Genomic DNA, 25,353 nt, shown 5'->3' on the forward strand with positions numbered 1-25,353 from the left:
AATGTCAACCTTTTTGAGCCGGCCTCCTGAAGGATCGAGACCCGAGTCTGCCGAGCTCGGGGCGAAGGACGGAGAGGGAACTGTCTCAGGAGAGAAAGGCCTCGAGGAGAGAGCGGTAGTCGGCGGGCAGGTCGGCCCGGCCGGATCGGGCGAGGCCGGCGATGATGCCGCGATGTTTCTGGTGCAGGCCGGACTCGACGAAGGCGTCGCGGAAGCGACTCCACTTGAGCGCCGGGTCGGCGGCCAAGCGGGCGCGCTCCGTCGGCGGCAGCCCGTTCAAGGTGGCGGACAGCCGGGCCACCGCCTTCTCGACGCTGTGATAGGGCGGGGCCAGCTTCAAGCGGGCGTAGAAGACCTCCAGATGCCGACGGAACTCGGCGCACAGCCGCAGCACGTCGTCCGAGCCCGGTTTTTCAATTGTGGCCATCCACGCCTCCGGGAGCCGCGCTCTGGACGATAGCGCAGCCGGGCTCGTTCCGGCAAGGGCGCCCTGGGTATGCAAAGAACATGGTATGATGCGCCCATGCCGATTGCCGCGCTGCCTCCTCCTGCTCTGCGGGACCAGTTGAAGGCGACCCTGCTCGAAGCGGCCAGGACCGCCGGAGCCGTCCTGACGGACTGTGCGCGAGCCGGGTTTCGCGTCGAGTACAAGGACACGGTGAACCTGGTCACCGACGCGGACCGGCGCGCCGAGCAGGCCGTCGTGGACGCGATCCGCAAGGCCTGGCCGGATCACCAGATCCTGGCCGAGGAGCGGGGCATGGAGCGGGGCGCGGACGCAGCCTACCGGTGGGTGATTGATCCGCTGGACGGGACGACCAACTTCGCGCACGGGTTTCCGGCCTACTGCGTGTCCATCGGCCTGGAGTATCGGGGCGAGGTGATCCTCGGCGCGGTCCTCGACCCGACGCGCGACGAGCTGTTCGTGGGGGAGGCGGGCCGCGGGGCCTTCCTGAACGGGAAGCCGCTGCGGGTGTCCGCGACGCCGACCGTGAACGCCGCCTTGCTCGTGACGGGCTTCGCCTACGACATCCGCGAAAGCCCGGAGAACAACCTGGACCACTTTTCCCGCTTCGCCCTGCGGGCCCAGGGCGTGCGCCGGACCGGCGCGGCCGCGCTGGACCTGTGCTATGTGGCGGCCGGCCGCTTCGACGGTTTCTGGGAGCTGAAGCTGCAGCCGTGGGACACGGCCGCCGGGCTCGTCATCCTGCGGGAAGCGGGAGGCCGCGCGACCGACTTCAAGGGCGAGCCCTACTCGATCTACGAACCTTCGATCGTCGCCACCAACGGCCTGATCCACGAGGCCATGCTGAAGATCCTCGCCAAGGCCTGACCGGCCACGCTCCTCGTTCCCTTGGGCTCCGCCGATGCGGTATGATGGGAGCCCGATTCGAGAACCGGAGGAAACAAGACATGGCACGCCAGGCCCCCCCGTCAGGTCCGCCGCCCGAAGGCCAGCCCGGCAACGGCGGGCCGGCTCCCGAAGGCCGCGCGCGGGAAATCGAGCTGCTCAAGGTCGTGGTGACGCGGAACGGCCAGCAGGTGAGCGCCCAGTGGGCGATCCATCCCCTGATGAAGCGGGACCTGCTGCCGCAGGAATGGCAGGAGCTCTCGGAGCTGATGGCCAAGGCCACCGGCCTCGTGGGAAGCCGCTTCGCGCAAGTGCTCGCCGAGGCCGAGCCGGACCGTCCGGGTACCGCCTAACGGTGATGGGTGAAGGGTGATTCGTGACGGGTGACCGGAGACCGTCCACCTCGACCATCATCGCTTACTCATCACCCATCATGCGTCACTCATCACGTAGGAGTTCTATATGGAGACCTATTACCATCCGGCCGATCTCGGCAAGTTCGCCGACATGGGGAAGGGCAACAAGGACCTGTGGGACAAGTTCCAGAGCTATTATTCCGCCGTCTTCGCCGAGGGGGCGCTGACCGAGCGGGAGAAGGCCCTGATCGCGCTGGGCGTCGCCCACGCGGTGCAGTGTCCCTACTGCATCGACGCCTACACGCAGGCCTGTCTGGAAAAGGGGTCCAACGTCGAGGAGATGACCGAGGCGGTCCACGTGGCCTGCGCGCTCCGCGGCGGCGCCTCGCTCGTCCACGGCGTCCAGATGCGCAACGTGGCCGAGAGGCTGTCGATGTAGAAGCGGGGAACGCGCGGCTGACAAACGGCGGATAGCTCCGGCGTCGGCATGAATCTGAACAGAACGTCGAGCGGGTCCTGTCGCGGCGAGCACCCCCGCCGTCCTCGCTCCACCCATCCCCCCGTGGGAGTCGCTTCGCAGTGTGGCATTTCGCGGGTGCTTTGTGACCGTGCGAGATGACAACCATTTGGCTGTTCGCCCCTTCCGCTGCGGGCGGCGGGGGCCCTGCTCGCCGCGCCACCCGCTCTGCCAGCCGCCAAAAAAGGAAGTGAGAACGGGCAACAGGCCGCTCACAAGCCTGTTGCCCGTTCTCACCACAGATGGTATCCCACCACTCTGCCGAGTCTTCGCTGAATTGCAGACACATCCTGCAAGTTGACACACAGCTTCACACAGAGTAGCGGTCCCTGTGTTTCCCTTCTGACCGCCTCCGACCAGCCCATGGGCTAATATCTGGATACACCGCTCGGCTTTGCCGTCTATCCCAGCCCGCGCCATCTTGACAAAGCCACACAAGGGGCGGATATTGCGGACGTTTCCAGGATGGACGCTTGGGATATGGAACGAGATAAACCGCGCGTGTATCGCAGGACCTAAGCGGTTCACTTATTAGTTAGCAAGACAAGGCAAAACGCCGATGCCGCGATGGCTGCCCTGGTGGGTGTAGACGATGGCGAGTTCGAATCCGCTTAGAGTCCTGACCGCGAACCACGAGATCAGGTTCAATGCGGTTCTCGACCACTGGACCGGAGTCGGCGACTTTCACGCGGCCGGGTATCGACAGGCGGCGGAGACACTGCTCCACCGATTCCTCACCGATCCCGATGGAACCGCGGGCGAACGGGACAGTGTCGTACTTCCAATACTCTTCCTCTTTCGGCACTATCTTGAACTCCGCTTCAAGGATATCATCGTCTACGGTCAGGTGCTGTCGGATGAACGAGCCCAATGGCGACGCGGACACGATCTTGACCGCCTCTGGGCGGAAGTCCAGCGGCTGTGCAGCGCCATCTACGGGTCTCCGGCCCCAGCGGAATTCGCCACCATCGCAGAGTGCGTCAGCGACCTGCACCAGATCGATCCAAACTCGGAAAGCTTTCGCTATGGCCGTGATTGCAACGACCGTCCGATCTTCGAACACCTGGTTATCGGTCTCAAGGCGCTCAGCGCAACGATCACGTCGATTGGCGATTGTCTCGACGGAATCAGTATGGACCTGTGGGGGAGAGTCCAGAACCGAGCGTGACAGTGCGTACGAAGACGCGGGGCATGCTAACTACAGGATTCACCCGACGGCCTCCCGCCGCGGGTGATCCTGCGCGTTGGACGCCACGAGGCTGTCGCATACATGTCAGTGCTTGAGTTCGTCACGTCTGGTGGAATGGCCAGTATCGGTGGTGATCTTCCCGAAGGCGAACAGAAGGTCGTCAACGCCGTTTTGAAGTCGTTCGCGGAAAAGCTGCGAAAGTACGCCATAGCCCTCCAGGTACCCGCTTCCCGTCTGAAGGTTCGGCAGGCCACCTACCTGTTCGTCGGGAAGGATGCTGGTCGCTACCACGTCATCTTCGCCGACGCCCCCGGTGGCAACCAGCTCAACTACCGGGATTTGACCTCGCACGGAAGGCTCGAACTTGGTGGACTGGCACATCAGGTCCGAATCGAGATTGGCGAGGTAACGTGGGCGTTCCCCTTCCCGGTCGGCTTGCCGGCGGCGGAGTTGGAGTCGCACCTCGACACGATCGTTCAGCAGTATGTGAATTCCATCCTACAGGTCGAACGGAAGCCGGAGAAGACGATCAGCCCTCAATCCGTAGCGCCCCCAGAGATCGCATCAGGCATTGAGAAGTTCCGCGTCGACTATCCAAATCGGCGAGTAGCATTCATTATGATGCAGTTCGCGAACACAAAGGCGCACGAGGAGATTATTCGCGTCCTGAGGGAAGGTCTTGATGCACACGGAATCACGGGCCTGCGGGCCGACGATAAGCAGTACATGGATGATCTCTTTCCGAACGTGAAGGCCTACATGCATGAGTCCGAGTTCGGCGTGGCAGTCTTCGAGCGGATCACCGCCGATGATTTCAACCCGAATGTGTCGCTCGAAGTCGGCTACATGTTGGGGATGGGGAAGGACGTCCTTCTCCTGAAGGACCGTACTCTAAAGACGCTGCCGACCGACCTCACTGGCCGCCTGTATCGCGAATTCGACACTCTCGACGTCACCTCAACCTCCCCAAGGAGCTGGACAAGTGGTTGTCGGACAAGGGCCTCTCCAGGAAGCGCGGTGGCGTCTAACAACAGCATGCAGCAGACGGCGCTGCGCGCCGCGCCTCAGCCGTGACGTTAGCCTGCACAAGCGATGCATCCCTTGAACTGACGAGTTGGTCAGCGTAGCATGGCCTCCGAATGTTCGAGCGTGAGCTGAAACGATTCTGTTCGCTTGTTCGGAAGCGGCAGTATGTTCTTACCGTTCATGCACTTGAGGAAATGGGCGAGGATGAGGTCCTCGCCGAGGATATCGAACATGTGATACTCACAGGCCAAATCGTTGAGCGGCAAGTCGATCGCGCGACCAGGGAGCGAAAGTACGTGCTCACCGGAATGGACCTTGCCGGCGAGCTCGTGGGAGTCGTCTTGAAGATGGGTTCGATGGGCAAGGTAGTCATCATCACCGTCTATCGCGAGGAGAAGAAATGATGAAGTGCGAAATCTGCGGCGCCAAGGCCGCCGCCATCAAAAAGACAACGAAGAGTTTTGGCCGCGGCCATAATCTCGTCGTTATCGAAAACATTCCCATCGTCCATTGCACACGTTGTCATGAGTCCTACCTCACCGCTGACACAGCCCGCGAGATCGACCGCATTCGCAAAAATCGGCGCAACCTGGGGAAGGCAAAGCGCGTGCTCGTCGCCTCGTTCAAGAAAAGTGCGGCCTAACCATCGGATACACCCGATCGCTTGATGACGGGTGATCCTTGTGCGTTAGCCACATCCTGTTGCGTCGGTTTCTATGTTCCTCTTGTCCGGCGCCACAGCCCTTTTCGTTGTCGTCACTGCCGCGTGGCTCTTTGTTTCGTGCCGCCAGTCGCTTCCTTGTCCGGTCTGGTTACGCTGGTGCGTTGAGCTCGACAATCCCTTCACGAAAACCAACCGCGCCGCGGTCATCGTTGACCATCTCGGGCTTCAGCCAGGCATGACCGTGCTGGATCTTGGCTGCGGTTCTTTGGCAATCGCGTGGCATTTCCCGTGAATTTGGAGAAGCCATCCAGTAGCCAGCAAGCCACTTAGCCCCCTCGCTTCGCTCGCAGCGAAAAAGCGCTTGATATAGACTCCCGATCTTCAAATCCCAACCACCCGCAACCCACTGGCCTTGGCCGCAGTCGCCAGCGTGCCGTCATGGGTCGCCATCACAAGATCGGTGCCCGCCCGCTCTTGCCATAGTAGCGCTGTTGCTAAATGAATCGCGTCAAGGGTACCAAGCGCGGTCGGAAGCGGTTGAGCGGCCCGTGACAGGACCGGACGGGTGAACTCCACGATCTCCATTGCCTCGACCAGCCGGAACACGGCCTCACGTCGCAAGGCGATCTCGTCGTCGCTGAGTCCCTCGGCGAGACGCAAGCGATCCAGCGTCCGCAGACATTCCACCTCCACGAGCGCGGAACCGATTCCCTGCTCGATGGTAGGCCACTGCTTGAGGGCATTGGGTTGACGGAGGACGACGCGCAGGAGAACCGACGAATCGAGGTAAGCGATCACCGCTCGCCCTGTCTCTCTTCGAGCAGAAGCGTCACGATGTCTTTGCGCACGGACAACGGCGGTGGCAGCCCCACGCGGCTGACCTTCGGGGTACCCGGTAGCGGTGACCGGACTTTCAACGAGGCGCCTTTGACCTCATACGGTTGGATGCGCGCGATGGGCGTATCACGATCCAGCACCGTGATACTCCGGCCTCGGCGCACTTTCCGGAGGTATTCACTCAGGCGACTCTTCAGGTCGGCGATCCGAACACCGTTCATGGTCACATCATAGCCAACAGTGGTCATCTGTGCAAGGATTCTGGTACGGCTCGGCCCGACCAGGACTCGCTTTTTACAGATACCCGTTGGTGCGGAACCAGGTAAGCGCGTCGCGGATGGCGTCTTCGACCGGGTTCCTGGGATAGTCCAGCTCGCGGATCGCTTTGGAACAGTCGTACTGCTGCATGTGCCGGAGCATCTCGACGAAGAAGCCGGGCACCGGCGCCGGCCGCCGCAAAAGGGTCCGGAAGGCCCAGTCCCCCAGCTTCGAGCCGATGCGCGCCAATTCGTAGGGGACCGGGAAGAGGGGAGCCGGCACGCCCGCCACTTTCGCGATCAACTCGTTCAACTCCTTCTGCGTCGTGTTCCAGTTACCCAGGATGTAGCGCTCCCCGACCCGCCCCCGTTCCGCCGCGCGGATCATCCCGGCCGCCACATCCCGCACGTCAATCACGTTGATCGGACCCTGGACGTAGCCGGGCATCAGCCGCTTCGCGATCATCAGAATCTGGGTGCCGCTCGTCGGCTTGCGGTCGTGGGGGCCGAAGAAGGCGGTGGGGTTCACGACGACGGCCGGCACGCCGTCCCGGGCCGCCGCCAGCACTTCGCGCTCCATCGCGATCTTGGCCATCAAGTAGGGGTTGTCCGGGAAGAGCGGCGTGAAGGGACAGTCCTCGTTCGCCAGCTTGGACGGATCGGCAGGAAAGCCGATGGTCGTAAGCGTGCTGGTGAAAACCAGCCGCTCGACCGAAGCGCGCCGGACCGTCGCCAGAAGGTTCCGGGTCTCGGCCAGCGCCTGCGTGACCGCGGCGGAGGCGGGAATCGTCTGCGCCGGGTAATAGCTCGCGGTCTGATAGACGACCTGGACGCCGTCACAGGCCCGGGCCAGCGACGGCTCGTCGTTGAGATCCCCCTCCACCCGTTCGATGGCCAGGCCGTCGAGCGAGGGCGCCCCCTTCTCTGGCCGAATAAGGGCGCGGACCCGATCGCCATGGGCCAACAGGGCGCGGACCAGGTTCGATCCCAGAAACCCGGCCGCACCCAGCACGAGGACCTTCATCAGAAACCAACGCTAAATTCTAAGTGCGAAGTGGCGGATGGACGAAAACCGCATCTTGACCTCCGCGCTTATGGTTTGGCTGTCTTTGCCGTTTTTGCCGAGGAAATCAGCATTGCTACCATCTGCCGTGCATGAGCCTGCAATTCTACGAGCTGCCTCTCCGGTGCTAGTTTGCATTCGGCAAATAATTCGAGCCAATGGATCGTCTCCTCTAATTCCTGATAAGCCACCTTCTATCTTGCTGGCGAATTCGGCTCGTGATCTGGGCTCTTATTGCCTCCCGGTAATGCGCTCCGACCGACGTTCCGCTCCGTAACAGCTGTTTCCCGATCACCTGGGCTACGCCGTCTCTTGGGAGGGCCGAATACAGATGAATAACTTTCAGCGCAAACGCCTTGGGCGGAGCAAACAGCTCTGGCTTCTCACCGTCCTTTTCAGACACTCACACCTCGAACGGTTTTTCCGCCACTTATCACATAGCGCCTAGCATTCAGGATACGGCCCTGAAGGCTTCGAAGGCCCGGTCGGCCTTGGCCGCCAGGTAGAAATCGCTCTCGGTCAGCCCGCTGATCTTGTGGGTCCAGATCTCGACCTTGCACTTGCCCCAGGCCAGGTACAGGTCCGGATGGTGCCCCTCCGCCTCGGCCACGGCGCCGACCCTGTTCACGAAGTCCAGCGCCTGCGCGAAGTCCTTGAAGGTGTAGAGGCGCTCCAGATGGCCGTCCTCGTTCAGGGCCCATCCGCGCTCGAGCTGCTTGAGCAGCTCCTGCGCCTTGGCCGGTTCCATGGGCGGCACGCCGCCGCGGCAGGGCACGCACTTATTGTCCGCCAATCCCATAGGCTTCCCTCCATCAATCTCCAGGCCCGTCAGGGCCTCACTCCACTCGGGAGATCTATTCGCCGCCGTCTATCCTAGGCTATCGGCTGACGGCTGTCAGCTTCTATTGTGCCGGAGCGATTCGGCACAATGTCAACGGCCGGGTCAGCCCGCGCAGGGTCGGCGTCCATTCCTCCCCCACCGAGGCCTTCTCCTCGGTCAGGACCCGGTCCACGGTCGGGTCCTGCACCGTCTCCCTGGTCGCCACCACGTCTCCCCCCCGGCTCTCGCGCAGGAGGCGCGAGGCGACGTTCACGGTCCGGCCGAAATAGTCCAGCCGCCCGTTCGCGTTGATCGCGATCGCCGGCCCCTGGTGCAGCCCCAGCTTGATCGTGAGCGGGCGCTGGTCGGGCGAGGCCCGGTTGAACGGCCCGAGGTCCCGCTGGATCTCCAGGCAGCAGCGCATCCCGTCCGCAGGCCGGTAGAACACGGCCATGACCGCGTCCCCGATCGTCTTGACGACGGCCCCGCCGTTCCGGGCGACCCGCTCCTTCAGAAAGTCGAAGTGCCGGCGCACGTGCCCGTAGGCCGGTGCGTCGCCGGCCTCCTCGTACAGGCGGGTGGACTCCCGGAGGTCGCTGAAGAGGATCGTCACCGACTCCACCCCGATGTCCTGGCCCGGCGCCAGCACCTCCGAGCCGAACAGGTCCCGGAACTCCTGCATCGCCGCCACGCGCGCCGCGGTCACCGCATGCTCGTCCCAGCGGACCCGCTCGAGCACCACCCCGATGAGCTGCGACGACTGGTTGCGCCAGCGGAACGTCAGCGGGCCAGGCTTGAAGGTCGCATCCCGCGGCGTCCAGTTCCCGTCCCGATAGGTGAACTCGGGCTCCGAGTTCCGGTGATCCCCGCCGGGCATCAGCAGGGCGGAGTGGTTCACCCTGAGGGTCCTGATCCGATAGGCCTCGTCCTGGAGAGTCGCGGAGAGGTCCCGCGTCTCGCCCGGCCGGAGCAGGTGCTGGACGAGGACGTGAGGCGCGCTATAGGGCCCGCCGAAGCAGAAAACCGCATCCTGCGCCGGCCGGATCCCCGGATGGACCCGGAACCGCAGCTCCACATGGCGATCCAGGCTGGCGTCGTAGTCGATCCCACAGGTGTCGCAGTGGAAGCGCCGGGCCACGAGCGCCAGGCTCTCGGCCTCGGCCTTGGGCACCCGGCAGTTGGGGCACATGAGGTCCCAGACCAGGCTCAGGAGTCCGGCTCGGGTCGCCTGCAGGAACAGGCGGAGCGTCTCGTCCCGGCCCGTCCCCCAGCGGGCCGCGAGCGCATAGGGCTGCATCCGCACCACCTCGTCGTCGCCGGCTTCGACCAGGTGGCGCAACAACCGGTCGAGCATCGCCAGATCGAGCCAGGCCGCTCTATCCAGCCGGCTGGCCCGCTGCCGGAGCAGGGCCTGGTCCACCGGTGTCGCACGGACAGGCAATGGGACAGTCGCAGAGGCGGGAGCGGCGAGCTGTGCGACGGCCCGGCTGCAGTAGTCGCGTGCCTTGCGGAAGGTCTCGCGCGCGACGAGCGGAATGGCCAGCCGCCCAAGCCAGTTGCGCGGGGTCAGCTCCGCGAACATCCGCACGCGGCAGCCGCGTCCGGCCGGCTCCAATTCGACGCCCCCGCGAAACCGCGCCAGCGGGCCGCTCGTGTAGTCCCGCTGGACGCAGTAATTCTTCCCCCGCACCCACTCGAACGGATACTCGATCCAACTCAACGGGAGGAGCCCGTAGAGCCTGGCCCGGACGGGCCGGCCGATGGCCTCTTCCTCGAACGAGCTGACCTGGACGGAGGGCAGGCCGGATGCGCGGTTCAGCCGGTCGGTGTGGCCCAGCACCTCCCAGACGCGGGAGACCGGCGCGTCAATCTCCCACTCCTGGCTGATGCGGCGTGGAGAGAAGGGCATGGCCTACCAATGAGACGTGCTAAGTGATGAATGATGAGTTAAAGAAGTCTCCCTGACATTCCGCATTCATCACTCAGCGCTCATCATTCAGCATTCGCGAAGCCTACTCGCCTTCGTCGGGGGCGCCGCCGGAACGGGCCAGGTCCTGCACCTGGATCTTGTCGGGGTTGAACTTGGCCGCAGCCTTGGCCATACGGTCGAGCGTCTCGTCGAAGCCCAGCGGCGCCGCCTCCTTCGGCCGGAACCGCAGCGGGTTCACGCGGGCCACGACGAAGCTCTTGAGGTAGGGGCTCGTCAAGCCCCTGGCCTTCAGCGCCTCGACCTGTTTGATCACCAGATCGTCCAGCTCCATGACCGTCCTGGCCCGAGCGCGGCGGAGATCCAGCGCGGCGCGCATGGGCTTCTTGAGGAACTCGTCCACCCGCTTGAGCACCGGGTGGTAGGCCCCGCCGCTGAAGCGCGGCCGCTCTTCGTAGCAGAGGCCCAGGGTGATGAAGGCCGGCTCCTCGAACTCCAGCGCGTAGGTCTCCTCCGTCGCTTCGTCCAGGCGGGCCAGCTCCCGGTACATGCGGACGACCTCCAGGGACTTCTCCCGCAGGTTGTGGGCCTTCTCCGTGTTCAACGCCAGGATCTGATAGGCCGCCGCCGCTTCGGGCACGACGATCGCCGTGATGCTCTTCGCTCCTAGCGTGCGCATGGCCGAGAGCCGGTGATGTCCGTTCGGCGTCCAGTACCTGGTTCCCTGGGAGGGATGGACGGCCCGCACCGCGATGATCGGATCGAGGAAGCGCCCGAGCTTGCCGATCACCCCCTCCAGCTTACGGACGTGGGTGTCCGACAGATTCCGCTGATAGGGAGTGGGCTCGACCTGCTCGATCGGGAGCGCGGCCAGGACCAGCCAGCGCCCGCCGTAGGGCTCGCGATAGACGGCCAGCGCCTTGCCGCCGTCCTCCTCGATGGCCCGGTGCAGGGCCGCAACCTCGCCGGGCGGCGCGGCCGCCTGCAGCTCCGCGGCCGCCAGCCCGGCCGAGACCCCGGCCGGTTTCCGCCGCCGCCTCGCGGCGCCCGGCGCCTTCTCCTTCTTGGGCTTTTTCTCTGCCATGCGAGGCTATGGTAGGGGAGCGGAAGGGAAAAGGGAAGTCCGCCTGGGTCACAGCCCGGTTGGACGGGCGTTGCCCGCCGCCGTGGCTCGTGCTACACTGATCCCGTGTAACGCGGAGGTGGTCGCATGGCCAATTTAACCATCGCGATTGATGACGAGATTTTGAAACAGGCCAGAATTCGAGCCATTGAACAGGGCACGTCGGTCAATGCGGTCCTGCGGGAGTACCTGGCGAGCTATGCGGGAACGAAAGCCGCGCAGGAGAAGGCCGCCAAGCGTCTGTTGCGGCTGTCGCAACGAGCGAAGGCCAGGAGCGGAGGACGGCGGTGGACGCGGGATGAGTTGCACGAGCGATGACGGACCGCGTCTTCCTGGACACCAATGTTCTCGTCTACCTGTTCGACGCCGATGCCTCGGCCAAACAGCGCCGGGTCCGGGAGATCCTCTCCGACCCCGCCCTGCGAGGGCGACTCATCCTCAGCACGCAGGTCCTCCAAGAGTTTTACGTCTGCGTGACCAGGAAACTGGCCGTGCCGCTCGATCCGGAGGCGGCAGCCCAAGCGGTCCGAGACCTGGCGGCTTGGCCCGTCGTCCAGATTGATCCTGCCCTGATCCTCTCAGCCATTGCGCGCAGCCGGACAACGCAACTCTCCTTCTGGGATGCGCTGATCGTGGAAGCCGCGCTTGCAGGCGGCGCCGCGTCTCTGTACTCCGAGGACCTTCAGGCCGGGCGCGTGATCGAAGGGCTCAGGATCAGCAATCCGTTCCAGGAAGGCTCACCGGCCTCCCGGACCCGCTGATCCTCGCAACCTTCATCCATCACCGGCAAGTGGCGTCCGGGCCGGCCAGGCGGCTGAGCGTCCAGCACATGCCCACCAGGACGAGGTCCTCCAGCGGCGAGTACCAGCGGAGCGGCTGGGGGAAGAAGACGCCGAAGCAGCCGCAGTTCGCGAGCTCCAGGCCGCGCAAGAGGGAGACCGTCATCCAGACCGCGTAGCCGGCGTTCACGCCCAGGCCCGCCAGGGCCGCGTCTCGCAAGCGCCAGCCGGAGAGCAGCCACAGCCCCAGGAGCAGCTCGACGCCGGCCACCGTGAGCGCGAGAGGCCAGAGCGTCTCTTCCGGAAAGGCCCGATAGGTCTTCACCACCTCCACGAAGCCGGGCAGATCGAGCCCCTTGCCGACTGCGGAGGCGAGAAAGATTCCGCCGATGAACAGTCGAAGCGCCCACGGCAGCACGATTCGACGGCCGGGCCAGGTCATGCCGGCATCGTAAGGTGAGCGAGCGGAAAAGGAAAGGCCGATCTGCAGCGCGCGGGAATTCCGCGCCCCACCACCTTGCAAGCTCCTCGGCTGGCGCCTATACTGCCCCCTACGCATGTCTCTTGAGCGACCCGTCCCGCCTCCTTCGGCCGCCGCGTGCACCCGCGTCATGAGGCCCCGCACATGAGAAGCCGTCGCGAGCTGAACCTCCTCTACACGTCCCTGCCGACGCTCGTCCTGGTCATCACGGCGACCGCGCTGGTGCTCGCCGCGATCGCCTTCCGCAGCGTGCGGACCCACCTGATCGAGTTCGCCGGCGAGAGCCTGGCCCTGGCCGCCTCGGACATCGCGGACAAGCTGGACCTCGTCTTATACGAGCGGTACAGCGACGTGCAGGTGTTCGCCAAGACTCTGGCGACGCATCACCATCAGACGGACGAGCTGTCCCAGACCCTGATCGAATGGCAGCAGGTTCATTCCCTGTACCTCTGGATCGGCGTGACCGACGCCGCCGGCCGGGTGATGGCCGCGACCGAGCAGCAGAGCCTGGGGCATGATTACAGCCAGGACGCCTGGTTCCAGGCGGTGCGCGACCGGGGTGAGCCCTACGCGGAGGACGCCCACGTGTCGGAGAAGGCCGGCGGCCGTCTGGCCGTCTCCTTCGCCGCTCCGATCCACGGCGCCGACAAGCAGTTCCTGGGCGCCGTCACGGCACGGGTGGGGCTGCCCTCCCTGGAGACGATCCTGGCCCGGACCGTGCGGCTGTTCCTGACGGAGCGTCGCATCTCCGGTGAAGTCGAGTGGCTGTTGACGGCCAGCGACGGGCGGGTCCTTGCCGACTCGACCTTGGGTCCGCAAAGCCAGATCCATCACGTGGAGCCGGTCCTGCTTCCCTCGGCCTTCCTGCTGACCGCCGCCATCCAGCCGGGCTACGTCGAGGAGGTGCACGCCAAACGCCGCGTGCCGGTCCTGACCGGCTATGCGAGGACCGAGGGCTACGGCCGCTTCCGCGGATTCCAGTGGGGCGTGCTCGTGCGCCTGCCGCGCGCCGACGTGGTGGCGCCGATCCGGAAGCTCCTCTGGCAGCTCGGCTCGGCCGCCGTGCTGGTCGGGGGGCCGATGTTCGCCTTTCTGCTCTGGACCTCGATGCAATTGCGGAAGGAATGGAAGGGCGCGCAAGACCGGGAGAACCGGCTCGCGACGACCCTGGCCAGCATCACCGACGCGGTCTTCGTGACCGACCGAGAGGGCCGCATCTCCTCGCTCAACAGGGCGGCCGAAGCCCTGACCGAATGGCCCGAGCAGGAGGCGATCGGGAAGCCGCTGGCCGAGGTCGTCGCCCTGACCCAGCAGGCTCCGTCACGCCGCCCCGTGGACAATCCCGTCCTCCGCGCCCTGCGGGAGGGTGTCTCCGTCGCGCTGCCGGCTGAAGTTTCGCTGCTGACGAGGAACAAAAAGGCCCGGGCCGTGGAGGGGAACAGCGCGCCGATCCGGGACCTCGACGGCGACTTCATCGGCGGCCTGCTGGTCCTGCGCGACGTCACCGCTCGGGGGCTCGTGGAGCGCCGGCGCGCCGCCCAGTATGAAGTGACGCGGGCCCTGGCCGAGTCCTCCTCCCTGGCGGACGCGGCGCCCCGCATCCTCCAGGCCGTCTGCGAGAGTCTCGACTGGGACGAGGGCGCCCTCTGGCGCGTGGACGCGGCCGCAAACCGGTTGCGGTGCGTGGCGCTCTGGCACAAACCCTCGCGGAGCTACCCGGAGTTCGACAAGGTCACCCGCGAGACGACCTTCGCGCCAGGGATCGGGCTGCCGGGCCGGGTCTGGTCGAGCGGCAATCCCGCCTGGATCCCCGACGTCTGCCAGGACGACAACTTCCCGCGGGCGCCGATCGCCAAGCGGGAGGGGCTGCACGCCGCCTTCGGATTCCCCATCGTGACCGGCGGCACCGTCTTCGGCGTGCTGGAATTCTTCAGCCACGAGATCCGCCAGCCCGACCCCGATCTCTTCGAGCTGCTGCGGGCCACCGGAGCGCAGATCGGACAGTTCTGCCAGCGCAAGGAGCTGGAAGCCAAAGTCCGCGACCGGCCCCAGACCTAGATCGCACGGTCCCGCCGCGCGATTACCGAGGCCAGAAAGCGGGACGGCCCCTGGATCCTCCGATCCAGGGGCCGTCATGCCTGTTTACCTTGCCGGGGCTTATCCGGCCGCCAGGAATAATCTCATGGCGGCCGGTACACGCCAAGCGAGGGATGGTGGAGGTGGCGAGAGTTGAACTCGCGTCCGAAGACCTTCAGCGCAACGGCTCTACATGCGTAGCTGATCGTTTTGGTTTCGCCGCCGCCCACGCCCATCAGCCGGCTTAGAACGGCCGCTAGCCCAGTGCGTTCTCGTCCTCAGCCGCTGAGCACCAGCCTCGGACCAGCCTGCTGCATCGCGCCCCTTCCGCCCCCGCAGGCCTCAGGCGGAGGGACGTCGCGGTCAATTAAGCCGCGAGTGCCAGCTCTTGGTTGGCAGTTGCTATTTTCCCGGAGGTTTTACGAGTCCCCGAGAGCTCGGCATGCACCGCTGACCTCTTGATCCCCGTCGAAACCGGTCACCCCCGTATCCGACGAGTCCTGGTTCACTATACCCCAGACCGCGTCCGTTTTCCAGAAAGCCACGGGATCACGGGGCGGCGGGGGACGACGCAAAGGCGCGGCTGGTCCGGGTTCGGAACGGGGAGCAGGGCTGGCGGGTCCAATAGGTCAGGATCTTCTTCCTGTCGAACGTCAGGACATACTCGACGCAGGGGAGGCCGCCGATCATGTCGCCGCGCCGGAAGATGGGCGAGCTCCTGACCTCGTACCGGTAGGTCCAGAGGGAACTCCGATCCTCGAAGTCCTCGGTCTGAAACGGCGCTCCGAAGCGCTCTCTGATCTCCTCCTGGGTCGCCCGGCCGTTGGCCTCCACCAGGTAATCCCACTGCCACGGGAGGCACGAGGTGAGGACAAGCGCCAGCACCGGGGTCATGACCAAGCCGAGGATCGCGCGCCGCTTCTTCACATCCCTGTCGGATTGAATGGCCATCCGTCGTCTTCTTCAATCCTTCCACTCACCCAAATAGCATAGACCGCCGAGACATTCCACCTTCTCCTGCTTCTTGCTAAGTACGCCTCCCTCTCCGGCGCAAGGACCACAATCGGAAGCGGGGTAGGCGAGGAGGGGACGTGCGGATTTCTTATGACAAACGCGAGTGGAAGGGCGTGTCTTCGTCACTCGCGTTCTCTTCTCCCTTTCATTGCCCGCTCGACTTCGCGCCCTGCCTCCCGTTCCTTGATCGCCTCGCGCCGATCGTACTGTTTCTTGCCGCGCGCCAGCGCGATCTCCACCTTGGCCTGGCCCCGCGGGCTGAAATAGATCCGGAGCGGGATCAGCGTCAGGCCCTTCTGCTGCGTCTGACCGAGCAGCTTGCTGATCTCCTTCCGGTGCAGGAGCAGCTTGCGGGGCCGCAGGGGATCGTGGTTCATGACGTTCCCGTGACTGTAGGGGCTGATGTGGCAGTTGTGGAGGAACACCTCCCCCCGGTCCACCGAGGCATAACTGTCCCGCAGGTTGACCTGCCCCGCGCGCAGCGACTTCACCTCCGTGCCCCGCAGGACGATCCCGGCCTCCAGCCTCTCCTCGACGTGATAGTCGTGGAAGGCCTTTCGGTTCGTGGCCACGACCTTCTCGCCGCTGTCCCTTTCCTTATCCTTCGCCATGACGCGCCACTATACCACCCGCAGAAGCCGTCAGCCATCGGCTTTCAGCCTTCAGCTCACATGCGGCGAAGTGAGCGACTGACGTCGCAGTGCGGGGTTACTTATAGCGGCGCGCTTGACAGGGCTTTCACAAGGGCGGATAGTTACGCGGCGTTCGGCCTGCCACGCCATCATTGGCGGGCCGGTAGCTTTGTAAAATAATGCGCCATGTCTCGATCATTCCGGAATCGCTTCGAATGGGATCCCGAAAAAGCCAGACAGAATGTCAAGAAGCACGGGATAGCCTTCGAGCGTGCTGCGACCATCTTTCTTGACCCAAATGCCCTCTCGGAGTTCGATGAGGAACACAGCAGGAACGAAGACAGGTGGGTGACGCTGGGGCTCGACGTGGCAGGCACCTTGCTCGTGGTATGTCATACCTACCACGCGGAGACTGAAAGCAGCGCCAGAATACGGATCATCTCGGCGCGCAAGGCGAGTGCGAAGGAGACGACCCAGTATAGGGGGAACTGACCCATGAAGCGCGAATACGATTTTTCCAAAGGTGTCAGAGGAAAGTTTTATAAGAAGGGGGCTGTCTTGCGCTTGCCCATCTATCTCGACGCAAAAACCCAACAAAAGCTTGAACGCATTGCGCGGAAGAAAGGGAAACCCGTCGGTGAGATAGTCAACCAACTCCTGAAGAAAGAAGCCGAGTTGTTTGAAGCATTAACCTGAGGGGTATGGCAACATCGTGAGCGGTTGGGTCGTCCTGGACCCCGATGTTGCCTCGGGGGTTCGCTCATCCGAATCGGTCAACGCGATCCTGCGGTCCATTATCTCTCTTTTCTGCCTTTCCGAAGCAGATGCAAACACAGGCCAAGTGGGGCTAGAACCTATCTCAAAATTGAAAAAGCTCCATTCCGATGAAAATCGATTGGGCAAGCTAAGAGCTTTGAGAGACGTTTTTCCAGGAAAACAGCAACTCGTTCATGACTCAGGACCCTAACGGAACACGTGACCTAGCCCGGCAACCGATTTTGAGATAGGCTCTAATAATTCGAGGTCTTTAGGGTATGACCTCATTTGCATGCACCCCGATCCCCAAAAGGCTAACAATGTCCTGCGCATTCAGGTGAAGAGTCGCTACCAAACAGACTGCGACCGTGCGTTCCCCGTAGAAGACAAGACCTTCGATTCATTTGACTACTTGGTGGTGGTGTTTTTGAACATCGGTTATTTCTATGGTGGCAAGCCAGGGATCGCCGGCAGGCAGCCTGCGGAGTTTTATACCCTCCCCAGCAGATTTGTCCGGAAACACCACGAGAAAGTACCTTCCGGGTTTGACCGCGTCAACACGGCGGGCCTTAATATGCTTCGATACAAAGACGAAGCGGGTTTTGAGATAATCGCACAGGACTTAGGCGTACCGTATCCATCAAGGTAGCGCCAACGCGCCTTTCTTCACTTCGTCTCAAGACCGTCGCCGGCCTTTTTCATACCTTTCCCACTTCTCCGCGCGGGGTGGAAGGGATGGACGTGAAGGGGCGGCGCCTCTGTGGGGAATAAGGGCAAGGAATGGATCGCTGGCTGGAGCAGCGCCGTTCGTGTAATCCGATGAGGTGCTGCGAGCCCGGCACAGAGCAAGGGAAGCCGCCGGTCTCCCGTCGCATCGAGGCGAACCCCCTGAAGGTCCGCCCTTCGTCTCCCCGCTTCCGACAATCCGCCACCCTCACCCCAACCCTCTCCCCGAGAGGGCGAGGGAGCAAATAGCTCGCTTGACCCCATCGGAGCGGCGGCATAGGATGCCGCCATGCGGAAGCCCTCGGCTCTCACCTCCGTCTCGGCCGTGCTCGACGGCCTGGCCAAGCGCCTGGGGCTCGAATCCAAGCTCCTGGAATTCCACCTGCGGCGCCGCTGGCCCGAGATCGTCGGCGAGCAGATCGCCGCGCACACGAGGCCGGACTCCATCCGGTTCAAGAAGCTCTACCTGCTCGTGGAAAACTCGGTCTGGCTCCAGCAGCTCACCTTCTTGAAGCCAACGCTGCTGGAGAAGATCAACGAGGCCGGCGGCGCGAAGCTGGTCGCGGATCTCGTGCTGCGGGTGGGCGAGGTAGGAGCGTCAGCCGGTCAGATGGCGGAAGGCGGAAGGCAGCATGAGGAACTCGCTTCCCCGGAGCCGAACGAGGAAGTCCTCGCGGAGGCGGAGGCCCATGCGGCGTCGGTTACAGACCCCGAGCTGCGGGCCCGGCTGACGGAGGTGATGGCGAAGGCCCTGTCGCCATCTCGGACTCAGGGCGCGTCCCGGCCTCAATCTTCCCCTTGAAAAGCTGCCGCGAGTAGGCGGCCGTGCCCGCCGTGTCCTTCCCGCTCAGGATCGGCCCGATCCGCCCTTCCTCCTCCGACCCGTCCAGCCGGTAGAAGCCCCGGACCGCCTTCTCGAAGGCCTCCTTGATCTCCGGTTCCCCCGTCAGGTACCGGTGCAGCAGCTCCGGCTCGGCCCAGGCGTCGTGGGTGAAGACATACACGGTGATCCGGCGATAGCGGCCGGCGGGATCGCCGGGCGTCGTCGGCTGGATCTTCATCCGGCCAAAGTCGTGCGTCTCCCGCCCGACCTTGCGGAACCGCTCGATCAGGGTTTCGATGGCCGAGTCGCTCGTCCAGGAGGGCACGTGGACCGCCACGGCGGTCCCTTCCTGCGAGCCGATGCTGTAGGGTGGAATCGAGCGGTCCGGCCTCGTCAGGTACATCCCACCCCAGATCAGGACGAAGGAGCCGACGAAGACCCCCAGCCCCATCTTGACGACGGTGTCGAGCTTCTTCTTCGGCTGTGGCTGCGGCATGTCGGGAGGTATGGTGTTGCGCGATCTCTGGCAGGCCCTTGCAGATGGCCGGGAAGCTGTCAGCTTTCACCAGTCACCGCCTCTTGATTCTCCCCGTCGCCAGGAGAAAAGCTGTTACTCGCCGCTGTCGTCCGCCGCGCCCTCGCCGGACTCCTCGGCGGCCTCGGCCAGCCTCGCCACGCCGACCACCCGGTCTTGCGGCCCTTCCAGCTCGAGGACCCGGACGCCCTGGGTGTTGCGGCCGATCTCGCTGATGTCGTTCACCCGGCAGCGCAGGATCTTCCCCTGGGCAGCCATGATCATGATCTCGTCCCCGTCGCGCACCTGGAGGAAGCCCACCGCGAGCCCGTTCTTCTCGGTGGTCTTGACGCTGATGATGCCCTTGCCGGCCCGGCCCTGGATCCGGTACTCGGTGACCGGCGTGCGCTTCCCGTAGCCGCCCTCGGTGATCGTGAGGATCGCGGTCGTGGAATCGGGCGTGATCGTTTCCATCCCGATCACCTCGTTGCCCTCCTCGAGCGTGATCCCCCGCACCCCGTGGGCGGTGCGGCCCATGGGCCGGACCTCGTCCTCCTTGAAGCGGATCACGATGCCCTGCCTGGTGCCCAGGAGGATCTCCCTCTGCCCGTCGGTGATCTCCGCGGCGATCAGCTTGTCGCCCTCGTCCAGCGTCAGCGCGATGATCCCGCCCGCCCGCGGGTTCCCGTAGGCCGAGAGCTGGGTCTTCTTGATGACGCCCTGGCGGGTCGCCATGACCACGTAGCGGTCCTCGCGGAACTCCTTGACGGGCAGGGTGGCCGTGACCTTCTCGTCATTCGCCAGCGCCAGCAGGTTCACCAGGGCCTTGCCCTTGGCGGCCCGGCCCGCCTCGGGAATCTCGTGGACCTTGAGCCAGTAGACCTTGCCCGCGTCGGTGAAGAACAGCAGGTAGTCGTGCGTCGAGGCGGTGAAGAGGGTCTCGACGAAGTCCTCCTCCTTGATCCCCATCCCGATCTTGCCCTTGCCGCCCCGCCGCTGGGCCCGATAGAGGGAGACCGGGTTCCGCTTGATGTAGCCGGCGTGGGAGATCGTGACCGCGACCTCCTCCACGGCGATCAGGTCCTCGATGTTGATCTCGGCCTCCTCGGGCACGATCTTCGTGCGGCGCTCGTCCTTGTACTCCTCCCTGAGGGCCACGAGCTCGTCCTTGATGATCTTCCGGACCAGAGCCTCACTGGCCAGGATGGAGCGCAGGTACTCCATCTTCTTGAGCGTCTCCTGGTACTCCTCGACGAGCTTGTTCCGCTCGAGCTGGGTGAGCCGCTGGAGCTTCATGTCCAGGATCGCGTTGGCCTGGATCTCGGTCAGGCGGAATTGGCGCATGAGGCCGCCGCGGGCCTCCTCGGGCGAGGCGGAGCGCCGGATCAGCGCGATCACCGCGTCCAGGTGGTCGATCGCGATCTTGAGGCCCTCCAGGATGTGCGCCCGCTCCTCGGCCTTGCGCAGGTCGAAGGCCGTCCGGCGGACGACCACCTCCCGCCGGTGCTCGATGAAGGCCTGCAGGATCTGCTTGAGGTTGAGCACCTCGGGCCGGTTGTGGACGAGCGCGAGCATGATGACGCCGAACGTGCTCTGGAGTTGCGTGTGCTTGTAGAGGTTGTTGAGCACGATCTGGGGGATCTCGCCCTTCTTGAGCTCGATGACGATCCGGAAGCCGTCCCGGTCGGACTCGTCCCGCAGGTCCGAGATGCCCTCGATCTTCTTGTCCTGGATCAGCTCCGCGATCTTTTCGATGAGCCGCGCCTTGTTGACCTGGTAGGGGATCTCGGTGACGATCAACCGGTCCCGGTCGGTCCGCTCGTCGGTCTCGACGTTCACCTTGGCCCGCAGCGTGAGCAGGCCGCGGCCGGTCTCGTAGGCCTCCTTGATGCCCTGCGTGCCGTAGATGAACCCGGCGGTCGGGAAGTCCGGCCCCGGAATCTTCTTCATGAGCTGGGCGATCGTGGCGTCGGGGTTCTCGATCAGCAGGGTGAGGCCGTCCACGACCTCGGCCAGGTTGTGGGTGGGGATGTTCGTCGCGTAGCCCACGGCGATCCCGCCGGCGCCGTTGATGAGGAGGTTCGGCGCCTTGGCCGGCAGGACCAGCGGCTCCGTGCGCGACTCGTCGTAGTTGGGCCCGAAGTCGACCGTCTCCTTGTCGATGTCGGCCAGCATCTCCTCGGCGAGCTTGGTGAGCCGCGCCTCGGTGTACCGCATGGCCGCCGGCGGATCGCCGTCCACCGACCCGTAGTTGCCCTGGCCGTCCACCAGCGGATAGCGCATGTTGAAGTCCTGCGCCATCCGGACCAGCGTGTCGTAGATCGCCGCGTCGCCGTGGGGATGGTAGTTCCCCATGATCTCGCCGACGATCTTGGCCGACTTGCGGAAGGCCCGGTTGTGGACCAGGCCCATCTCGTTCATGCCGTAGAGGATGCGCCGGTGGACCGGCTTGAGCCCGTCGCGCACGTCCGGCAGCGCGCGGCCCACGATCACGCTCATCGCGTAATCCAGGTAGGACGAGCGCATCTCGTCTTCGATCGCGATCTGGCTCAATCTCTCATCAACAGGCATCTCTTCTCTCCAAAGAGTGGTCAGGGGTCTGTGGTCTGTGAACTTTCATTGACTGGCCGGTACTTCCGTCACCGACCCCCGTCCACTGACCACCAACCACTTGTTGCTTACACATCCAGATTGCGCACTTCCAGCGCGTGCTGCTGGATGAACTCGCGCCGCGGCTCCACCTCGTCGCCCATGAGGATCGAGAAGATGTCGTCCACGCCCGCCACGTCCTCCAGTTTGACCTGCATGAGCGTGCGGGTCTCCGGGTTCATGGTCGTCTCCCAGAGCTGCGTCGGGTTCATCTCGCCCAGGCCCTTGTAACGCTGGAGGCCCAGGCCCTGCTTCCCGATCTCCAGGATGGCCCGCACGAGCTCCGCGGTGCCGGTGTGCTCCGTCTGTTTCTCCTTGGCCTTCAGCTTGTACGGCGGCCGCCCGATCCCGATGGCCGAGGGGGCCAGCTTCTGCAGCTCGCGGAAGTCGGCGGAGCCCACCAGCTCGTGGTTGACCTCCAGCACGTGGGTCATCCCGTTCGTCTGGACGCGGCAGAGGACCTTGTTGGACTGGTGCTCCTCGTCGTCCTCGATGTCGAGCGCGATGGAGGCCTTGGGGTAGGCCAGCGCCAGGCTCTTCTTCGCGCTCGCGACGACCTTCCTCAGGGCCGCCTCGTTCTTCAGCAGGTCCCGGTCCAGGCCCGGCTCGTCCACGAAGGCGCGCAGAAGGCCGCCTTCCCGTTGCTTCTTCCCGAAGCGGGCGAGGAGCCCCTCGAAGGCGATCAGCTTCTTCAGGATGGGCAGCAACCGCCGGCCGGTCACGAAGCTCTGCGCACTCTCGACGTAGACTTCGACGTCCTCGACGGCCAGGTCGGAGAGGTACTCGTTGAGCGCGTGCTCGTCCTTCAGGTACCGTTCGGCCTTGCCCTTCTTGACCTTGAAGAGCGGCGGCTGCGCGATGTAGACGTAGCCGCGCTCGATCAGCTCCGGCATCTGGCGGAAGAGGAACGTGAGCAGCAGGGTCCGGATGTGGCTCCCGTCCACGTCCGCGTCCGTCATCAGGATGATCTTGTGGTAGCGGGCCTTGGCGATGTCGAAGGCTTCCTTGTCCTTCTCGCCGTCGCCCTCCTCCCGCTTGCGCCCGATGCCGGTCCCGAGCGCCATGATCAGCGTGCGGATCTCGTCGCTGGAGAGCATCTTGTCGAACCGGGCCTTCTCGACGTTGAGGATTTTGCCCTTGAGCGGGAGGATGGCCTGGAACTTCCGGTCGCGGCCCTGCTTGGCCGAACCGCCGGCCGAGTCGCCCTCCACGATGAAGAGCTCGCTGTGGGCCGGGTCCTTCTCGGAGCAGTCCGCGAGCTTGCCGGGGAGCGAGCCCCCGTCCAGCGCGCTCTTCCGCCGGATCAGCTCCTTGGCCTTCCGCGCCGCCTCGCGCGCCCGCGCCGCCTCGAGGGCCTTGCCGATGATCCGGCGGGCGATCGTCGGGTTCTCCTCGAAGTAGGTGCCGAGGGCCTCGTTGACCGCCGCCTCGACGATGCCCTTGACCTCGCTGTTCCCCAGCTTGGCCTTGGTCTGCCCCTCGAACTGCGGGTTCCGCAGCTTGACGCTCACGACGGCGGTGAGCCCTTCGCGCACGTCGTCGCCGGTGAGGGACTCCGTCTCCTTCTTGAGCAGGTCGTTGGCGTTCGCGTAGTTGTTGATCGTCCGGGTCAGCGCCGCCTTGAACCCGACGAGGTGCGTGCCGCCCTCGCGCGTGTTGATGTTGTTCGCGAACGAGAAGATGTTCTCCGCGTAGCCGTCGTTGTACTGGAGCGCGACCTCCAGGATCATCTCCGGCTTCTCGACCTGGACGTAGATCGGCTTGTGGAGCGGCGTCTTGGCCTCGTTCAGGTGCTCCACGAACGAGACGATCCCGCCCTTGTACCGGAAGACCTGCTCCTTTTCCTTCCGCTCGTCCGTGAGCGTGATGGCCAGGCCTTTGTTCAGGAAGGCCAGCTCGCGCAGCCGCTGGGCCAGGACGTCGAAGCTGAACTCGGTCGTTTCGAACACCTGCCCGTCGGGCTTGAACGTGATCTTCGTGCCGCGGCGCTTGGTCTTGCCGGTGACTTTGAGCGGCGCGGTCGGCTTGCCCCGCTCGTACCGCTGCTCGAAGACCTGGCCGTCCTGCCAGATCTCCAGTTCGAGCCATTCCGAGAGGGCGTTGACGACCGAAATGCCCACCCCGTGGAGGCCGCCCGAGACCGTGTAGGCGCCCTGCTCGAACTTGCCGCCGGCGTGCAGGACGGTCAGCGCCACCTCGGCCGCCGACTTCTTCTGGGTCGGGTGCATCCCGGTCGGGATGCCGCGCCCGTTGTCCACGACGATGACGCTCCCGTCGATCTGCAGCGTCACCTCGATGGCCTCGCCGAACCCGGCCATGTGCTCGTCCACGCTGTTGTCCACGACTTCGTAGACGAGGTGGTGCAGGCCGTCCGGGCCGGTGCTCCCGATGTACATGGCGGGGCGCTTGCGGACTGCGTCCAGCCCCTCCAGCACCTTGATCTGGTCGGCGCTGTAGCTGTCGGGCTTGGCCGGGCTCGTCGCCTGGGTCTTGCCATTGTCGTCCTTGGCTGCCATCTGCCTCCTTCTCACGACGGGCGCGGGGCGTGAGGCGCGGGGCTAGGGGTTGAGGAAGATTCCCTTTTCAGTCCTCGAACCTCGTGCCTCGCGCCTCGCGCCCGGTTTCACACTTTGATCGGCATCACCACGCAGGTGAAGCCCGCGTTGCCCGGCTCCCGGATCAGACAGGGGCTCAGGGGCGTTTCCATCTGCATCGAGACCGACTCGCCGTCCATCACGCCCAGCACGTCGAGCAGGTAGCGGGCGTTGAACCCGGTCGTCACCGCATCGCCCGTGTAGCGGGCCGTCAGCTCCTCGGTCGCCTCGCCGAAATCCGGGTTGCTGGAGAACAGCGTCAGGCGGCCGGTCGCGAAGGTCAGCTTCACCGCGTTCGTCTTGTCCCGGGAGAGCACCGCGACGCGGCGCAGGGCCCCCTCCAGCGCCACCCGCTCCACCGTCGCGCGCTTGTCCTGGTCCTTCTCCTTCGGGATCACCTGCTGGTAGTTCGGGTAGTTTCCCTCCATGAGCCGGGAGGTCAGCAGCAGGCCGCTCCGGCGGAAGATCAGGAGGTTCTTCGTGAAGCCGATCTGGGGCTCGCCGTCGCCCTCCTCCAGGAGGCGCCGCATCTCCTGGGCCGCCTTCTTGGGCACGATCGCCTTGATCTCCTTCGGCGCCTCCTTGCCGGCTCCGGGCAGCTCCTGTTCGGCCAGGGCCAGGCGGTGCCCGTCGGTGCCGACCAGCCGGAGGGTCGTCTTCTTCTCCGCGGTCACGAGCGTCACCAGCAGCCCGTTGAGGATGTAGCGGGCGTCGTTGTCCCCGACCGCGAAGAGGGTCTTGCGGATGAGTTCCAGCAGGCCGGCCCCGGCGAGCGGCGTGAGCCCCTCCCGCTCGATGGCCGGCAGGGCCGGGTAATCGCTGCTCGGGAGCCCGACGATCTTGAACTGGCTCTTGCCGGCGCACAGCGTCGCCCAGTTGTTGTCTCCGACCGCCAGCTCGACCTCGCCCTCGGGCAGCTCCTTCAGGATCTCGAACAACTTGCGCGCGGACAGGGTGATCGAGCCCGGCTCCTCCACCGAGGCCTTGTACAGCCCGCGCATGCCGATCTCCAGGTCCGTGGCCGTGATGTCCACGCCCTCCGCCTTCGCCTCGAGCAGGATGTTGGAGAGCTGGGGCATCGTGTTGCGCTTCTCGACGACGCCCTGGACCCTCTGGAGGGCTGTCAACAGTTCGTCCCGCGCGATCCGTAGCTTCATCAGGTCCTCTCCCGGGTTGGTG

General features: G+C 64.7%; 31 protein-coding genes and 1 other RNA gene. 15 read left to right on the top strand and 17 right to left on the bottom strand.

The genetic code is table 11. From position 1 onward, the window contains the following. Positions 1-85 precede the first annotated feature (85 nt). Positions 86-427, bottom strand: a complete 342-nt coding sequence (locus tag AB1411_09855) for a hypothetical protein (GenBank protein MEW6543900.1) — start codon at positions 425-427, stop codon at positions 86-88. 96 nt (positions 428-523) lie between these two features. Here AB1411_09855 and AB1411_09860 point away from each other — a divergent pair, with 96 nt between their 5' ends. From AB1411_09860 to AB1411_09895, 8 genes are all read left to right on the top strand, one after another. Further along, entirely contained in the window at positions 524-1,333 is an 810-nt protein-coding gene (locus AB1411_09860; protein MEW6543901.1) for an inositol monophosphatase family protein, read from the top strand. Between the two features lie 80 nt (positions 1,334-1,413). Continuing rightward, positions 1,414-1,704 carry a hypothetical protein gene (locus AB1411_09865; protein ID MEW6543902.1) on the top strand — a complete coding sequence of 97 codons (291 nt, stop codon included), beginning with the start codon at positions 1,414-1,416 and terminating at the stop codon, positions 1,702-1,704. Positions 1,705-1,813: 109 nt separating this feature from the next. Continuing rightward, the gene (locus AB1411_09870; GenBank protein ID MEW6543903.1) at positions 1,814-2,146 is read left to right on the top strand and encodes an arsenosugar biosynthesis-associated peroxidase-like protein; all 333 of its coding nucleotides are present in this window, start codon (positions 1,814-1,816) and stop codon (positions 2,144-2,146) included. 670 nt (positions 2,147-2,816) lie between these two features. Further along, the gene (locus tag AB1411_09875; protein MEW6543904.1) at positions 2,817-3,392 is read left to right on the top strand and encodes a hypothetical protein; all 576 of its coding nucleotides are present in this window, start codon (positions 2,817-2,819) and stop codon (positions 3,390-3,392) included. A 63-nt stretch (positions 3,393-3,455) separates the two neighbouring features. Beyond that, positions 3,456-4,487 (top strand): hypothetical protein, encoded by a 1,032-nt coding sequence (locus AB1411_09880; protein MEW6543905.1) that lies wholly within the window; start codon positions 3,456-3,458, stop codon positions 4,485-4,487. A 65-nt stretch (positions 4,488-4,552) separates the two neighbouring features. Beyond that, complete coding sequence (locus AB1411_09885) at positions 4,553-4,843, top strand: DUF4258 domain-containing protein (protein MEW6543906.1); 291 nt, start codon at positions 4,553-4,555, stop codon at positions 4,841-4,843. Continuing rightward, entirely contained in the window at positions 4,843-5,082 is a 240-nt protein-coding gene (locus AB1411_09890) for a type II toxin-antitoxin system MqsA family antitoxin (GenBank protein ID MEW6543907.1), read from the top strand. Before AB1411_09885 ends, AB1411_09890 begins: the two co-directional genes overlap by 1 nt. A gap of 73 nt (positions 5,083-5,155) precedes the next feature. Beyond that, on the top strand, positions 5,156-5,395 hold the full coding sequence (locus AB1411_09895) for a hypothetical protein (GenBank protein MEW6543908.1): 240 nt from the start codon (positions 5,156-5,158) through the stop codon (positions 5,393-5,395). A gap of 89 nt (positions 5,396-5,484) precedes the next feature. Here AB1411_09895 and AB1411_09900 read toward each other — a convergent pair whose 3' ends face one another. The 8 genes from AB1411_09900 to AB1411_09935 all read right to left on the bottom strand — a co-directional run bounded on the left by AB1411_09900 (position 5,485) and on the right by AB1411_09935 (position 11,091). Continuing rightward, positions 5,485-5,901 carry a type II toxin-antitoxin system VapC family toxin gene (locus tag AB1411_09900; GenBank protein MEW6543909.1) on the bottom strand — a complete coding sequence of 139 codons (417 nt, stop codon included), beginning with the start codon at positions 5,899-5,901 and terminating at the stop codon, positions 5,485-5,487. Next, positions 5,898-6,188, bottom strand: a complete 291-nt coding sequence (locus tag AB1411_09905) for a type II toxin-antitoxin system prevent-host-death family antitoxin (protein ID MEW6543910.1) — start codon at positions 6,186-6,188, stop codon at positions 5,898-5,900. Before AB1411_09905 ends, AB1411_09900 begins: the two co-directional genes overlap by 4 nt. Positions 6,189-6,234: 46 nt before the next feature. Then, the gene (locus tag AB1411_09910) at positions 6,235-7,221 is read right to left on the bottom strand and encodes an NAD-dependent epimerase/dehydratase family protein (GenBank protein ID MEW6543911.1); all 987 of its coding nucleotides are present in this window, start codon (positions 7,219-7,221) and stop codon (positions 6,235-6,237) included. A 68-nt stretch (positions 7,222-7,289) separates the two neighbouring features. Beyond that, positions 7,290-7,451, bottom strand: a complete 162-nt coding sequence (locus AB1411_09915) for a four helix bundle protein (protein MEW6543912.1) — start codon at positions 7,449-7,451, stop codon at positions 7,290-7,292. After that, on the bottom strand, positions 7,433-7,663 hold the full coding sequence (locus AB1411_09920) for a four helix bundle protein (GenBank protein ID MEW6543913.1): 231 nt from the start codon (positions 7,661-7,663) through the stop codon (positions 7,433-7,435). The genes AB1411_09915 and AB1411_09920 overlap by 19 nt, the downstream gene beginning before the upstream one ends. A 48-nt stretch (positions 7,664-7,711) precedes the next feature. Continuing rightward, positions 7,712-8,059, bottom strand: a complete 348-nt coding sequence (locus tag AB1411_09925; protein ID MEW6543914.1) for a 4a-hydroxytetrahydrobiopterin dehydratase — start codon at positions 8,057-8,059, stop codon at positions 7,712-7,714. A 103-nt stretch (positions 8,060-8,162) separates the two neighbouring features. After that, complete coding sequence (locus tag AB1411_09930; GenBank protein ID MEW6543915.1) at positions 8,163-9,989, bottom strand: DUF5939 domain-containing protein; 1,827 nt, start codon at positions 9,987-9,989, stop codon at positions 8,163-8,165. A 103-nt stretch (positions 9,990-10,092) separates the two neighbouring features. Continuing rightward, positions 10,093-11,091: a ParB N-terminal domain-containing protein gene (locus AB1411_09935; protein ID MEW6543916.1), complete on the bottom strand. Its 999-nt coding sequence runs from the start codon at positions 11,089-11,091 to the stop codon at positions 10,093-10,095. Positions 11,092-11,217: 126 nt separating this feature from the next. Between AB1411_09935 and AB1411_09940 the strand changes: the two genes are divergently transcribed. Together AB1411_09940 and AB1411_09945 are read left to right on the top strand one after the other, a co-directional pair. Continuing rightward, positions 11,218-11,448 carry a hypothetical protein gene (locus tag AB1411_09940; protein MEW6543917.1) on the top strand — a complete coding sequence of 77 codons (231 nt, stop codon included), beginning with the start codon at positions 11,218-11,220 and terminating at the stop codon, positions 11,446-11,448. After that, the gene (locus AB1411_09945; GenBank protein ID MEW6543918.1) at positions 11,445-11,891 is read left to right on the top strand and encodes a PIN domain-containing protein; all 447 of its coding nucleotides are present in this window, start codon (positions 11,445-11,447) and stop codon (positions 11,889-11,891) included. Before AB1411_09940 ends, AB1411_09945 begins: the two co-directional genes overlap by 4 nt. A gap of 19 nt (positions 11,892-11,910) precedes the next feature. On the opposite strand, the gene AB1411_09950 is transcribed toward AB1411_09945, so the two are convergent. Further along, positions 11,911-12,351 carry a MauE/DoxX family redox-associated membrane protein gene (locus AB1411_09950; GenBank protein MEW6543919.1) on the bottom strand — a complete coding sequence of 147 codons (441 nt, stop codon included), beginning with the start codon at positions 12,349-12,351 and terminating at the stop codon, positions 11,911-11,913. 183 nt (positions 12,352-12,534) lie between these two features. On the opposite strand from AB1411_09950, the gene AB1411_09955 reads away from it, so the two are divergent. Beyond that, the gene (locus tag AB1411_09955; GenBank protein MEW6543920.1) at positions 12,535-14,448 is read left to right on the top strand and encodes a PAS domain-containing protein; all 1,914 of its coding nucleotides are present in this window, start codon (positions 12,535-12,537) and stop codon (positions 14,446-14,448) included. Positions 14,449-14,601: 153 nt separating this feature from the next. Here the strand turns inward: AB1411_09955 and ssrA are convergent. The 3 genes from ssrA to smpB form a co-directional block, all read right to left on the bottom strand. Continuing rightward, positions 14,602-14,952, bottom strand: a transfer-messenger RNA (tmRNA) gene (ssrA, locus tag AB1411_09960). A 63-nt stretch (positions 14,953-15,015) separates the two neighbouring features. Further along, a complete protein-coding gene (locus AB1411_09965) occupies positions 15,016-15,417 on the bottom strand; it encodes a hypothetical protein (protein MEW6543921.1) in 402 nt (133 codons plus the stop codon). Positions 15,418-15,602: 185 nt separating this feature from the next. Next, entirely contained in the window at positions 15,603-16,091 is a 489-nt protein-coding gene (smpB, locus tag AB1411_09970; GenBank protein ID MEW6543922.1) for an SsrA-binding protein SmpB, read from the bottom strand. A 207-nt stretch (positions 16,092-16,298) separates the two neighbouring features. Here smpB and AB1411_09975 point away from each other — a divergent pair, with 207 nt between their 5' ends. From AB1411_09975 to AB1411_09990, 4 genes are all read left to right on the top strand, one after another. Then, entirely contained in the window at positions 16,299-16,604 is a 306-nt protein-coding gene (locus AB1411_09975; protein MEW6543923.1) for a BrnT family toxin, read from the top strand. Between the two features lie 3 nt (positions 16,605-16,607). Then, on the top strand, positions 16,608-16,808 hold the full coding sequence (locus tag AB1411_09980) for a hypothetical protein (protein ID MEW6543924.1): 201 nt from the start codon (positions 16,608-16,610) through the stop codon (positions 16,806-16,808). Between the two features lie 352 nt (positions 16,809-17,160). Continuing rightward, positions 17,161-17,517 carry a hypothetical protein gene (locus AB1411_09985; GenBank protein ID MEW6543925.1) on the top strand — a complete coding sequence of 119 codons (357 nt, stop codon included), beginning with the start codon at positions 17,161-17,163 and terminating at the stop codon, positions 17,515-17,517. 366 nt (positions 17,518-17,883) lie between these two features. Beyond that, a complete protein-coding gene (locus AB1411_09990) occupies positions 17,884-18,396 on the top strand; it encodes a DUF721 domain-containing protein (GenBank protein ID MEW6543926.1) in 513 nt (170 codons plus the stop codon). Here the strand turns inward: AB1411_09990 and AB1411_09995 are convergent. The 4 genes from AB1411_09995 to dnaN form a co-directional block, all read right to left on the bottom strand. Beyond that, positions 18,296-18,913, bottom strand: coding sequence for a hypothetical protein (locus tag AB1411_09995; GenBank protein ID MEW6543927.1), 618 nt, complete (start codon positions 18,911-18,913; stop codon positions 18,296-18,298). The genes AB1411_09990 and AB1411_09995 overlap by 101 nt on opposite strands. Positions 18,914-19,027: 114 nt before the next feature. Then, a complete protein-coding gene (gyrA, locus tag AB1411_10000; GenBank protein ID MEW6543928.1) occupies positions 19,028-21,502 on the bottom strand; it encodes a DNA gyrase subunit A in 2,475 nt (824 codons plus the stop codon). Positions 21,503-21,609: 107 nt separating this feature from the next. Beyond that, positions 21,610-24,096: a DNA topoisomerase (ATP-hydrolyzing) subunit B gene (gene gyrB / locus AB1411_10005; protein ID MEW6543929.1), complete on the bottom strand. Its 2,487-nt coding sequence runs from the start codon at positions 24,094-24,096 to the stop codon at positions 21,610-21,612. Positions 24,097-24,203: 107 nt separating this feature from the next. Next, positions 24,204-25,331 (bottom strand): DNA polymerase III subunit beta, encoded by a 1,128-nt coding sequence (dnaN, locus tag AB1411_10010; protein MEW6543930.1) that lies wholly within the window; start codon positions 25,329-25,331, stop codon positions 24,204-24,206. Positions 25,332-25,353: the final 22 nt, after the last annotated feature.

The organism is Nitrospirota bacterium (assembly GCA_040757595.1).
Lineage (GTDB): Bacteria > Nitrospirota > Nitrospiria > Nitrospirales > Nitrospiraceae > JBFLWP01.

Coding starts and splice junctions, on each gene's coding strand:
- AB1411_09855 (MEW6543900.1), bottom strand. CDS start 427: ATGGCCACAATTGAAAAACCGGGCTCGGACGACGTGCTGCGGCTGTGC.
- AB1411_09860 (MEW6543901.1), top strand. CDS start 524: ATGCCGATTGCCGCGCTGCCTCCTCCTGCTCTGCGGGACCAGTTGAAG.
- AB1411_09865 (MEW6543902.1), top strand. CDS start 1,414: ATGGCACGCCAGGCCCCCCCGTCAGGTCCGCCGCCCGAAGGCCAGCCC.
- AB1411_09870 (MEW6543903.1), top strand. CDS start 1,814: ATGGAGACCTATTACCATCCGGCCGATCTCGGCAAGTTCGCCGACATG.
- AB1411_09875 (MEW6543904.1), top strand. CDS start 2,817: ATGGCGAGTTCGAATCCGCTTAGAGTCCTGACCGCGAACCACGAGATC.
- AB1411_09885 (MEW6543906.1), top strand. CDS start 4,553: ATGTTCGAGCGTGAGCTGAAACGATTCTGTTCGCTTGTTCGGAAGCGG.
- AB1411_09890 (MEW6543907.1), top strand. CDS start 4,843: ATGAAGTGCGAAATCTGCGGCGCCAAGGCCGCCGCCATCAAAAAGACA.
- AB1411_09895 (MEW6543908.1), top strand. CDS start 5,156: ATGTTCCTCTTGTCCGGCGCCACAGCCCTTTTCGTTGTCGTCACTGCC.
- AB1411_09905 (MEW6543910.1), bottom strand. CDS start 6,188: ATGACCACTGTTGGCTATGATGTGACCATGAACGGTGTTCGGATCGCC.
- AB1411_09910 (MEW6543911.1), bottom strand. CDS start 7,221: ATGAAGGTCCTCGTGCTGGGTGCGGCCGGGTTTCTGGGATCGAACCTG.
- AB1411_09925 (MEW6543914.1), bottom strand. CDS start 8,059: ATGGGATTGGCGGACAATAAGTGCGTGCCCTGCCGCGGCGGCGTGCCG.
- AB1411_09930 (MEW6543915.1), bottom strand. CDS start 9,989: ATGCCCTTCTCTCCACGCCGCATCAGCCAGGAGTGGGAGATTGACGCG.
- AB1411_09935 (MEW6543916.1), bottom strand. CDS start 11,091: ATGGCAGAGAAAAAGCCCAAGAAGGAGAAGGCGCCGGGCGCCGCGAGG.
- AB1411_09940 (MEW6543917.1), top strand. CDS start 11,218: ATGGCCAATTTAACCATCGCGATTGATGACGAGATTTTGAAACAGGCC.
- AB1411_09945 (MEW6543918.1), top strand. CDS start 11,445: ATGACGGACCGCGTCTTCCTGGACACCAATGTTCTCGTCTACCTGTTC.
- AB1411_09950 (MEW6543919.1), bottom strand. CDS start 12,351: ATGACCTGGCCCGGCCGTCGAATCGTGCTGCCGTGGGCGCTTCGACTG.
- AB1411_09955 (MEW6543920.1), top strand. CDS start 12,535: ATGAGAAGCCGTCGCGAGCTGAACCTCCTCTACACGTCCCTGCCGACG.
- AB1411_09965 (MEW6543921.1), bottom strand. CDS start 15,417: ATGGCCATTCAATCCGACAGGGATGTGAAGAAGCGGCGCGCGATCCTC.
- smpB (MEW6543922.1), bottom strand. CDS start 16,091: ATGGCGAAGGATAAGGAAAGGGACAGCGGCGAGAAGGTCGTGGCCACG.
- AB1411_09975 (MEW6543923.1), top strand. CDS start 16,299: ATGTCTCGATCATTCCGGAATCGCTTCGAATGGGATCCCGAAAAAGCC.
- AB1411_09980 (MEW6543924.1), top strand. CDS start 16,608: ATGAAGCGCGAATACGATTTTTCCAAAGGTGTCAGAGGAAAGTTTTAT.
- AB1411_09985 (MEW6543925.1), top strand. CDS start 17,161: ATGCACCCCGATCCCCAAAAGGCTAACAATGTCCTGCGCATTCAGGTG.
- AB1411_09990 (MEW6543926.1), top strand. CDS start 17,884: ATGCGGAAGCCCTCGGCTCTCACCTCCGTCTCGGCCGTGCTCGACGGC.
- AB1411_09995 (MEW6543927.1), bottom strand. CDS start 18,913: ATGCCGCAGCCACAGCCGAAGAAGAAGCTCGACACCGTCGTCAAGATG.
- gyrA (MEW6543928.1), bottom strand. CDS start 21,502: ATGCCTGTTGATGAGAGATTGAGCCAGATCGCGATCGAAGACGAGATG.
- gyrB (MEW6543929.1), bottom strand. CDS start 24,096: ATGGCAGCCAAGGACGACAATGGCAAGACCCAGGCGACGAGCCCGGCC.
- dnaN (MEW6543930.1), bottom strand. CDS start 25,331: ATGAAGCTACGGATCGCGCGGGACGAACTGTTGACAGCCCTCCAGAGG.